Origin of the sequence: Microcystis sp. M113S1, from assembly GCF_020246945.1 — a bacterium.
GTDB lineage: Bacteria > Cyanobacteriota > Cyanobacteriia > Cyanobacteriales > Microcystaceae > Microcystis.
This window is the reverse complement of sequence record NZ_JADBSA010000031.1, coordinates 29,076-40,911: the sequence shown is the minus strand read 5'-3', so window position 1 is coordinate 40,911 and position 11,836 is coordinate 29,076. Positions and strand designations below refer to the sequence as shown.

1 protein-coding gene is annotated in these 11,836 nt (G+C 39.9%); it reads right to left on the bottom strand.

Translation table 11 applies throughout. From position 1 onward, the window contains the following. Positions 1 to 26 precede the first annotated feature (26 nt). Positions 27 to 11,732 (bottom strand): type I polyketide synthase, encoded by an 11,706-nt coding sequence (locus IM319_RS01890; RefSeq protein WP_287734406.1) that lies wholly within the window; start codon positions 11,730 to 11,732, stop codon positions 27 to 29. Positions 11,733 to 11,836 lie beyond the last annotated feature (104 nt).

The following is an 11,836-nucleotide window of genomic DNA, read 5'->3' as shown; positions in this document are numbered from 1 at the left end:
GCCTTTTGAAACATTATTTTTAAAATTTAACCTCCATATTGATCAAGCTCCGTTAATTTTTGATTAAGTAATCTTGCCAGTTCGTCTTCACTGAGGCTGTCATAGGGACTATGATTGTCAGGAATTGGATTTATTTTAATCTCAAAATCGAGATGATTGGCTAGAATTTGTTCCCGTAAGTAGGTACTTAAGCTGAGAAGATTAGGATAATCGAAAATGATCGAAGATGGCAATTTACACCCTAAATCTGTTTCTAAGCGATTTTTAAATTCTATGACCATTAGAGAGTTTAAACCTAAGTCTAAGAATGATGTTTGTTGAGGAATAACTTTGTTCCCATTTAACCCAGTCACTTCTCTTAATATTTTCTCCAGTCCTTCTACTAAAGCGTTTATTCGTTCGTCTATAGAGACAGATTTTAATCGTTCTAATAGTTTTGCTGGACTTGTTTGTTTTTGATTTTTTAGGGTTAATACCTCGCTAAAGAAGGGTTGATTAATATTGAAAATTTGGTTAAAAATCGACCAATTAATATCGAGAACTATCCCTTGAGTAATATCATCTAAAATTACCTGATTGAGATATTGAAACGCTTGCTCAGAAGGCATCATCTGCAAACCCCAATTAGCGAAACGTTGTTGATCAATTTGGTTGCCCGTCTCCCAAGCTCCCCAATTAATACTAATACCAGGTAATCCTAAACTTTGCCGTTGCTGCATTAGAGCATCCATGAAAGCATTAGCCGCAGCATAATTACTTTGACCCGGTGAACCAAGGATGACAGCCGCAGAAGAAAAGCTCACAAAAAAGTCTAAAGATAGAGAGCGAGTATAACGATCTAATAATAGAGTTCCTGCTACTTTTGGACTCATTACCTTTTGATATTTTTGCCAACTTTGATTACTGATCAGCCCATCTTCTAAGACCGCTGCTGCGTGAATTATTCCTCGTAAGACGGGCAAGTCTGCCCCAAAACGAGAGAATAAATTTTTCATATCTGTGGGGGAAGTAATATCAGCTTCAATCAAGGTTACTTTTGTTCCTTTCTCCACTAATGGGGCTATCAATTCTGTTGAAGATTTAACATGGCGACTACACAAAACTAAGTGACTTGCTCCCATTTCTGATAACCATTGAGCCACTAATCCGCCCAGTTTTCCTCCCCCTCCCGTGATTAAATAAACCCCTGACTGATTAATAAAATGTCGTTTTTCTGAGCTAGGAAGAGATGCAGAAACTAACCTGGCTGCGTAGCGGTTTCCTTGACGTAAAGCCAAACGGAATTCATGGGGGAAACACTTTAATTCATTGAATAAAAGTTCAGCTTCATTAGCTTCTTTATGGATTGGTAAATCTAAACAAACACAACCCATTTTAGGATACTCTTGATTAATGACTGCTCCTAATCCCCATAAATGGGACTGTTGAGGATATAAAGCCGTATCATTGATAATTTTATTAGCCCCGCGAGTAATCAGCCATAAATGAGGTAATTTATCCCAGTTATTAGTGAGGGTTTGCACTAAATTTAAGACGGCATGAGAACTCTGATATACTGTATCTAGCACGTCTTCAGCTTCTGAAGATTCCCAAGAAAAAACAACGCCAGTCGGAAATTCTCCCGATGGATAAGCTTCTTGATAGAGACGCTGAAAATCAGATTTCTGAGCCGGATTGATGACAAAATAATCTTGAGAATTACATTGATAATTCTGCCCCATTTCTACAGTAATTACTTTTTCTCCTGCCCTTTTATATAAATTAATTAGGGAATTTAAGTCTGTTTCTGGACGAACCAAGACTAACCAAGAATTTTGAGAATTGACGGCAACAGTTGGCATTGATGGAAGTTTTTTCCATTCCACTTTATAAAAGCAATCGTTCGACTTTTCTTGCCATAAACTCTGTAAAATAGCCGGATTTATGCGCCGTGCTGTTAAGTCAGTAAAGCGAGCGCAAAGCTGTCCTTGTTCATCATAAATATTAACATTTACTCTCATTTCACCATTAGTATCTGAGATGACCTGAACTTCCGTCCAAACTTGCGAAGTTGGATTTAGGAATATTTCCAAGGAAGAGAATCCATAAGGTAGATGCAATTCTTGACCATGAATTTCGGGGAAAGCTGCCCCAATACTTTGTAAGCAAGCATCCAAAAGAACTGGATGAAAATGATAACGCCGATCCGCTAAACTAGGGTTAATACTAATTTTAGCTTGAGAGCCTTTTTTGAAAGAATATAACTCTTGAATCGCTTGGAACTGCTCCCCATACCTGATCCCCATCTGCTGATAAAGTTCATAGAATTCACGAATAGAAATTGATTCTTTAGGGGTTTCTCTTTCTAATTTAGTTTGGGTTAATTCTGAGGCAGCCAAGCTTTGTATATCCTTAGGTTTGACTTCACCTGTAACATGAAGAACCCATTTTTCTTGTGCAGAATCACTGCTAAATATCTCAAAAGTATAAATCAGTTGAGATGATTTTTTAGGTCTAAAAATTATTTGGACTATTAAGGGAGTTGGAGATAAGAGTAATCCCTGATGAATAGAGACATTTTGAAGGGTGACAAAATGCCCATTAAATATTTTCTGACTTGCGGCTAAAATAGCTTCAATAAAACCAGTAGCTGGAAATACAATGTTATCAAATACCTGATGTTCTTCTAAATAACTAGGGTTAAGATAACTCACCTCGCCTTCAAAGATCATGTCTCCCGTTGCTAACTTTTTAAAATCTTTAATAAAAGGATGTAACTGAGTCTTGATTTGCCCTAGAGAAAATTCCGAATTAGATAGCCAATACCGTTCTCTTTGAAAGGGATAAGTCGGTAAAATAATCCGCTTACCTTGTTTAAATACTGTAGTCCAGTCTACAGAATAACCATTAACAAAAAGTGTCGCTAAACTTCTATACATTTGTGCCTGTTCATCCTGCCCGGGTACAATACTAGGCAACCATAATAGATCTTGGTTGGCAGAAATAAGGCGAGCCATACTCAGTAATACAGGCTTAGAACCGACTTCTAGAAAACAACGATAACCCTGATCAATTAAAGACTGAAATCCTTGACTAAACTGTACAGTACTACGCAGATGATCTACCCAATAATCAGGAGTTGTAATTTCTGAACCTACAGCTTTCCCTGTCAGATTACTAATAATCGTTAAGCTAGGTTCATGAAAAGAAATTGTTTTTAAGACCTGGGAAAAATCATCAAGAATGGGCTGCATTAAAGGAGAATGAAAAGCATGAGATACCGCTAAACGTTTAGTTTTATGCCCTTGATCAATAAAGTTTTTTTCCAGTTGCTCAACAATCTCTTTAAATCCAGAAATGACGGTAATTGAGCCATTGGCTGAAGCAATATTAACTTGATTTTCATAAGAAGTTAGAGCGTTTGCTACCGTCTCATAATCAGCATAAATAGCGGACATACTGCCATTGTGGGGCAATTTTCCCATTAATTTACCCCGTTGAGTCACTAATTTTAAGGCATCTTCTAAAGAAAAGACTCCTGCCCAACAAGCCGCCACATATTCCCCGATACTATGTCCTAAAAGGGCTGAAGGTTGTATTCCCCAAGATTGCCATAATTTGGCAAGTGCATATTCAAGGGAAAAAATCACCGGCTGAGTGATTTGGGTTTCCTCTAATAACTCACTATTTTGCTCCTGAAAGATTAAATCTAAGAGAGATTTTTCTAAAAGGGGTTCTAGAATTTGAGCACAAAGATCTAATGTTTCCTTGAAAACAACTTCTCGGTTATAAAGGGTTTCTCCCATGCCAGAATATTGAGAGCCTTGTCCAGAAAAGAGGAAAGCTATCTTTGGCGGAGTCTCTGATAAAGTCGGTCGGATTAATGAGTCAGAATTTTCACCATCTTGGTAATCAATTAATGCTCGTTGTGCCGTGGTTATTGAGTCTGCTAAAATACAGATTCGTTGCGGAAAAATCCCCCGCCCTGTACTGGCGGTAAAACAAACATCAGCTAAATTGATAGACTCAGTCAAAATATCTTGATAATTTCTCGCTAACTCTTGCAGCGATTTTTCAGAGCGAGCCGAAAGGGGTAATAGATAAAAATTATTCTCCGAAGGTTGAGGTAAATCAGCGTCAATTTCCCCAACAATGATATGAGCATTCGTTCCACTAAATCCAAAGGAACTTACTCCAGCAATCCTTGGACGTTCGCTGATATTCCAAGGTTTTCCTTGTACAGGAACTTCAAAAATATGAGAACTCCAATCAAAGCGGTGATTAGGATTTTTAAAGTGAAGATGAGGAGGTATTTTATGGTGTTGTAACGCTAGAACGGTTTTAATTAATCCGGCAATTCCGGCAGCACCTTCTAAATGGCCTAAATTCGTTTTTACTGAACCAATAATTAAAGGCCGATTAGGGGAGCGTTGACCAAAAACGGCGGACATACTTTCTAATTCAATCGGATCACCAAGGGCTGTTCCAGTGCCGTGAGCTTCGATATAATCGATTTGTTCAGGCTTGAGATTAGCACGTTTAAGGGCTTGATATAATAATTTTTCTTGAGCTTGACCATTAGGAACGGTTAGCCCACTACTTGGACCATCATGATTGACGGCTGTGCCATAAATTTTCGCCAAAATTTGGTCTCCATTCTTAACCGCTTGGCTCAATCTTTTCAGAACAACTATTCCACAGCCTTCTCCTCGCACCATGCCATTTGCGCTCTCATCAAAGGTTTTGCAATGTCCATCAGGGGCAAGCATATGGGCGCGACTTTCGATTAAAGAAATAATGGGAGTTAAAATAATATTAACCCCTCCGGCTAAAGCCAGATCGCACTCACCATTAAGTAAGGCATTATAAGCTAAATGAATCGCTACTAATGAGGAGGAACAAGCGGTGTCAATGGTCATTGATGGACCCTGTAAACCAAGGACATAAGAAAGACGACCCGCCGCCATACTAACAGAAGTTCCTGAACCAGTATAAGCATTAATGGCTTGAGGAGAATAACTTAATTGGGCATAATCTTGCGTCATGCAACCGATAAAAACTCCCGTCTGACTGTTGCGTAATTTTTGGGGATTTTGTCCAGCAGATTCTAAAGCTTGCCAAGTAGTTTCCAAGAGTAAACGCTGCTGAGGATCCATAGCGACAGATTCTCTAGGAATAATGCCAAAAAATTCTCCATCAAATTCCTCAATTTGTTCTAGAAATGCACCGTAAGGAGCGTATATTTTGCCGGGGACATTGGGATTAGGATCATACCATGTTTCCTGATCCCAGCGATCTTGAGGAATTTCTGTTATAGCATCTTTTCCCTGTTCTAAAAGTTCCCAGAAAGATTGTAAATTCTTAGCACCGCCGGGGAATCGACAAGCCATGCCGACAATAACAATAGGATCATCATCGAGTTGTGATTTTTCTGGCTGTTTTTGAGAAATTTCTGCTTTTATTTGAGGGGTAAATACCGGTTGAGAATTATCTAGAACTTCTCGCTGTAAATAATTAGCTAAGGCTTCAACATTCGGAAAACGAAAAGTAATCGTCGAAGGGAGAGAACAATTAAAGTCAGTTTGTAACAGATTTCGTAACTCTGTAGAAGTGAGAGAGTCCATCCCCAAATCAAAAAAGCCTTGTTGAGGGGAAAAAGTTTCATCATTTGAGTGTCCTAAGACATTAGAAACACGCATAATGATATGATTAGTTAGCCAATTAGGACGCTCTTTTAAGGTTAAATTTTGCCATTGTTTTAAAAACTCAGATGAGGGGGCAGCTTGGGGTTTTCCTTGAGGCAGAAAGTTTTTATAAAAGCTTTGATGAATATAAGGAAATTGTTGCCAGTCAATCTTAATTACACCAGCGCGAATAATCTGATTTAGGAGAATTTTTTCCAGAGCATTAAGGGCTAAATCTGGTTTCATAGCCGCATATCCTTTAGCGGCTAATCTCTCCAAAACATTGCGATCTACTGCTGCACCTATTTCGCTCCAAGGACCCCAATTTATGACCGTTCCGGGTAAATGATGCGCCTGACGATAATAGATAAAAGCGTCTTCAAAGGCATTAGCTGCCGCAGCATTAGCTTGTCCAGCTGAGCCAATTAAAGATACAGCAGAAGTATAACAGACAAAGAATTCTAATGGGTCATTTAGGGTGAGTTGATGAAGCAACCAAGTTCCTTTAACTTTGGGAGCTAAAACATAATTAAAGCGCTCTGGTGTTAGTCTTAATAAGGTTGTATCGTCTAAGGTTCCAGCAATGTGAAAAACGCCCCGCACAGGATATTTAGAACGGCATTCTTCTAAGACAGTGTGCAGTTTTTCAGCATCAGTAATATCAAGTTTTTTGATGGTAATTTCTGCCCCACTAGAGGAGAGATTGGCTAATATTTCAGGGCTAATTCCTTCTGCCCCTCGACGACTACACAAAACTAGATTCCGCGCCCCTTTTTCAATCATCCATCGGGTTGTTGCTAATCCTAACCCCCCTGTGCCTCCTGTGATTAAATAATAGCCATCAGGACTAAAATTGATATTTCCATCTTCAAGTTTTCTCTGCACTAAACGGGGATAAAAACGCTGTTCCCCCCGCAAAGCAACCCGGTTTTCTTGGGGATTACTGTAGATTTCTTGCAGCAGTTTGTCGGCTGAGTTTACTTCATCTGGATCTAGGTCAATTGCCTTGAAATTAAGTTCAGGATGTTCTAAGACTAGGCTGAAGGCTATTCCTAATAAGGATGCTTGAGAGGGAGAGGTCAGGGTTTTAATGGCTTTTGCTGGTACTGCTCCTTGAGTCACTAAAATCAGAGCCGGCGGATTTTCTTGCTGCAATAAGGCTTGTAAGAAAAAGAGAAATCGTTGACAATGAATCTCGACTTGTTGATCAATTTCTCCAGGGATTTTTTCTAAGCCCCAGAAGTACAGTATTTGACGAGTTTCTGAAGTTATCGAGTTTCTCAATATTGATAGGTAATCTTCAGCCATCTCCGGGTTAATATCTTTGGAAAAGACGCAAGAACAACTTATTCCTCTCTGTTGGAATAGAGGGATTAAACCGTTAGCAATTCCTTGACTATCTGCCCAGATTATTTGATGATAGTAAGATTTTGCCGGAAGAGAAGGTAATTGCTCACTGCTTCGACTAATGATGACACTTTGTTTTAATAAATTTCGGGTTTTTGCTTGGCTTGGTTCGATAATATTAATGTCTTCAAATTGATTCTCAATCAGTAAATTTTGCCAATCTTTTGTGCTGATTAACGGATAACCATTCCGCCGCAGATCTTGACTACATAACCACCATCCTTCTGTCAAGCCAAAGGTTAAATCTACCCAACGTCTTGCCCCGGTACTTTCTAAGAGGATTAGTCGTCCCTTAGGAGCGATGAGAGAGCGCACATTTTCAAGGGTTTTTTGAAGGTTGGCTGTGGCATGAAGAACATTAGCGGCGATGATTATGTCAAAACTGCCGGGGAGAAAATCTTGAGTAAAGGGATTTTTTTCAATGTCTAAAGTTTGATATTTAATAAAGGGATAGTTTCTAAAATTTTCCTTGGCTCTTGTTAAGAAACTAGAGGAAATATCGGTGAATACATATTCGATATTTTCTGTCGGTAAGTGAGGTAAAATGCCAGCAGTAACGGCTCCTGTTCCTCCCCCAATTTCGAGAATTCTTAGGGGATAATAGGGGGGGAAATTCGCAATAGCACGGCTGATTGTGGTGGCGACTAACTGATTCATCAATTTAGCTCCGGCAGCTTCCGAATAAATTGCTGCGATCGCTTCTAAATCCCCTTGAGGAAAGAGTAATTCTAATGGCTCAACTTGACGACTCATGACTGCTGCCAAAGCAGAGCCACAACGCTCCATTAGACTAATTTCTGCTGGATAATCGGCAAATTCTTGGCGGAGAATTTTAATTTGCGATGGCGATGAAGGTGCTTCTAATTCTTTGACGAATAACCAGCCATCTTTTGTCTGATTAACGATTTTTTCTTCAGCTAAAATACTTAAACATCGAGATAATAAAGGTCGGTAAAAATCGACAATTTGACCTTGATTTGCTATCTGTGCTTCGGAATAAGTTTGACCTAATTTTGGCTGTCCATTAAGTTTTGTTAAGGCTTCCCAAATATAGGTTACGCTTAACTTTTCCAAGGCCTCCATTAAGCTCTCATATTGCCCCAATTTTTCCCCTAGTTGTTGTTCTAAATGTGCGGGGTGAATTTGATTTTTAATCACCTGGGGAGCTACTAAAGTGTCTCTACCATTCCCTAATAATTCCTCGCAAGGCATCCATTCTTCTAGATAGATTTGAGGGGGTATTTCTTGGGGGATAATCTCTTGAGATTGAACGGCTTTTAGTTCTAAGTTGATGAGGGATGCCAAGGGTTGACCTTGGGGGGAATAGATATCAATATCAGCGATAATAATGTTAGGGTTAGGGGAGGAGTTTTTCAGTCGAACCGCGCTGATTACCTGCTCATCAGGAGGGTGGAAAAATGCCAATTGCCCAAGGCGAACAGGAACATAAGTTACTGAGGATTCTTCTTTAAATAAAATGGCAGCAATCCCTTGAAAACAAGCGTCTAACATAGCTGGATGAAAATGATATTTTTCCCGCTCTAACCTATCGGTTAATTTGATTTGAGCAAAAGCTGTATTTTCCCCCCGCTTCAGTTGATGAATGAGCCGAAAGTTACTCCCGTAATTTATCCCTGATTTTTGATAAGTTTCATAAAAGGAGTTGATATCGACTTCTTCAGAACAATTTTTGGCGATTTCTTCTAAATGACAATGGGTTAAATTAGTTGATTTCAATTCATCAATTTTTCCAGTAACTAATATTTCCCAATTTGGCTCAAGTGCATGGTAAATTTTAAAGCTTTTTTGCTCAATGATTAACTGTAATGTGTCTTCCGTATCTTTTAAAATTAATGCCTTCTTAAATTCAACATTTTCTAAAATAACTTTTTGATTCTCCCCGGCAGCTAAAGCCATTTCTATCAAGGCAGATGCTGGCAATATGGCCTGATCAAAAACCTGATGTTCTCTTAAAAATGCAGGTTTATGTTGACTAATGCTCCCTCGATATTGAAGGAGAGCTAAGGGAGAAGGAAAATGATCGCCTAGTAAGGGATGTCCAGAGTAATAATTAGGGTTTTTATAGCTAGAAGACTCTGATTTATTGCCAGAATTTATCCAGTAGCGTTTGCGGATAAAAGGCGAATTAGGTAAACTAATTTTTTGCCCCAGATGTGAGCGATGAAAGGCTTCCCAGTTAATATTAAATCCTCGTACATAGAGTTGACCTAGCACCCTTTGCTCATGCTGATCACTGTGACAATCCTCCCCTAAACTAGATAACCATAGAATTGAATTGACCCCTAACTTTTGACGACCTATATTAATGAGATTGGCACTAATTCCCATTTCTAGGAAGATTTGATATCCCATTTGATGCAAAGTAGAAATTCCCTGGGCGATTTCGTCGGATTTCTGCCTAATCCTTTCCCCTCTATTAACTGAATTTGTGAGAGATTTTTTCACAACTTCACCCTGATAAATTAGGGTAATATCGGGAGAGTTATAATCGACTTCTGGGGTGCTTTTGAGCAAGGATAAAAGGTCTTCTGAGTTGGGTTTTTGTGGGCTAATTTGAGCGCGTTTCGCCACCAGCTTGACGGTATCTTCAAGAGAAAAAACTCCCGCTTGTTCAGCGGCGAGATATTCCCCTAATCCAGAACCTAAAATCGCAGAAGGAGAAATTCCCCACGATTTCCAGAGTTCACAAAGAGCATATTGATAGGCAAATAATAACGGTTGTACAGACAAAGGAATCAGAGGCTCTAAGGCTTTTTTAGATGACAATAATTCCTGAAGAGAAAATTCTAAATATTTTTTAAACAGATGATCGCACTGCCTAAAAGCATCATGAAATACTGGCTCATTATTGAGCAGGGTTTCAATGATTTCTGGGATTTCTGGACTAATTTCTTGCTCGTCATTGCAGAGAAAAGCAATTTTAGGATTGCTTTGCGCTTCTCCATAAATAATGTCGAAGCTATTATTTTGAAAGTGCTTTTCATCCCCATCGCTCTTGAGAAAAGCCTGAATTCCTTGTCGCAGATTCTCTTGATTAGAAACTAAAAGAGCAAGGCGGTGTTTATGGGGAAAACGACCGGTATTTAAAGATAGAGCAATGTCCTTGACGTTGAGAGATGTTTTCTGCTCAAGATAATCCACAAATTGAGTCGTAAAAAGACGTAAACGTTCGGGTTCTTTAGCCGAAAAAGTAACGAGAATGGGGGATATTTTCGGGTTTTGGGGTTGCGGTTGAGGCGGTTCGCTTAAAATAACATGAGCGTTGGTTCCCGATGCTCCAAAAGAACTGACTCCAGCCGCTTTGAGCTTGCCATTGTTAACATTCCAAGGACAATTTTGCGTGACGATACTAATCGGTAAGGCATCCCAATTAATATGAGGATTGGGTTTTTTGAAATTCAGATGAGCCGGAATTTCACGGTAGTGTAGCGATAATGCGGTTTTAATTAATCCTGAAATTCCGGCCGCCGCCGCCAGATGACCTAAATTAGTTTTGAGAGAACCGACTAATAACGGGTTAGATTTCCGACGATTGACGCATAATGCCTCGGCTATGGCTTTAATTTCGATGGGATCTCCCAAAGATGTTCCTGTACCGTGAGCTTCAACATAATCGATAGCCTCGGCATCTAAACGAGCATCAGCTAGAGCTTCTCTGATTAATTCTCTCTGCACAGGCCCATTAGGAACGGTAAAGCCGCCACTGGCCCCATCGTTGTTGACTGCGGTCCCCCGAATCACTGCCCAAATGTGATCGCCATCTTGAAGAGCGTCACTGAGTCTTTTTAAGACGATGACTCCGCAACCTTCGCCTATCCCAAACCCATCGGCACTTTCGTCAAAGGTTTTGCATTGGCCATCGGCGGCTAACATCTGATTGCGGCACAAGGCGATGACGACTTCTGGAGTTAAAACTAAGTTCACTCCTCCGACTAAAGCTTGTCTGCATTCTTGGGAACGTAAGGAACGGCAAGCCAGATGAACAGCGACTAAGGAAGAAGAACAAGCGGTATCTACTGCCAAACTCGGACCATTAAGATTTAAAAGGTAAGAAATACGCCCAGCTGCCGCATTAGTATGATTACCCGAAATATGATAGGCTCCGATGGCATTATAGTCCTCATTTGAGGTAAGAATACGGGCATAGTCATTGTTAGTAATCCCGATAAAAACCCCTGTTTTTCCCCTTCTAGCCGTCGTTGTTGCCATTCCTGCATTTTCCAAAGCTTCATAGGCCACCTCTAAAAGCAACCTTTGCTGAGGATCCATAGCGACGGCTTCCTTGGGAGCAATTCCGAAAAAATGGGCATCAAACTGGGAGACATCATCGAGAAACCCCCCCTGAGAAACATAGATTTTACCCACTTTATTCCGATCTGAATCATAAAAATCCTGCTGGTTCCAGCGCTCATTAGGTATTTCTCTGAGGTGATTTTTACCCGCTTTCAGGAAAGACCAGAAGGATTCAGGTGTCGCAATATTATGACCGAAACGACAACCTAAACCCACGATAGCTAAGGGTTCGCTTTGTTGAGACTCGAAAGCTTTTAATTTTTCTTTAGCTTCACTAAGAGCTTTAAAAACTCTAGTTTGGATTGATTGCTCGTTTTCGGATAAGTTCTTTTTATCTTGAAAGTCCATAGTGTTAGACTCGACTTGGAAAAGAATAATTATTGCGACTGACGGGGTGACAAGCAGATGGAAAGTGAAACAGGGTGTAGATTGTCGGGGTTAGGGTGTAGGGA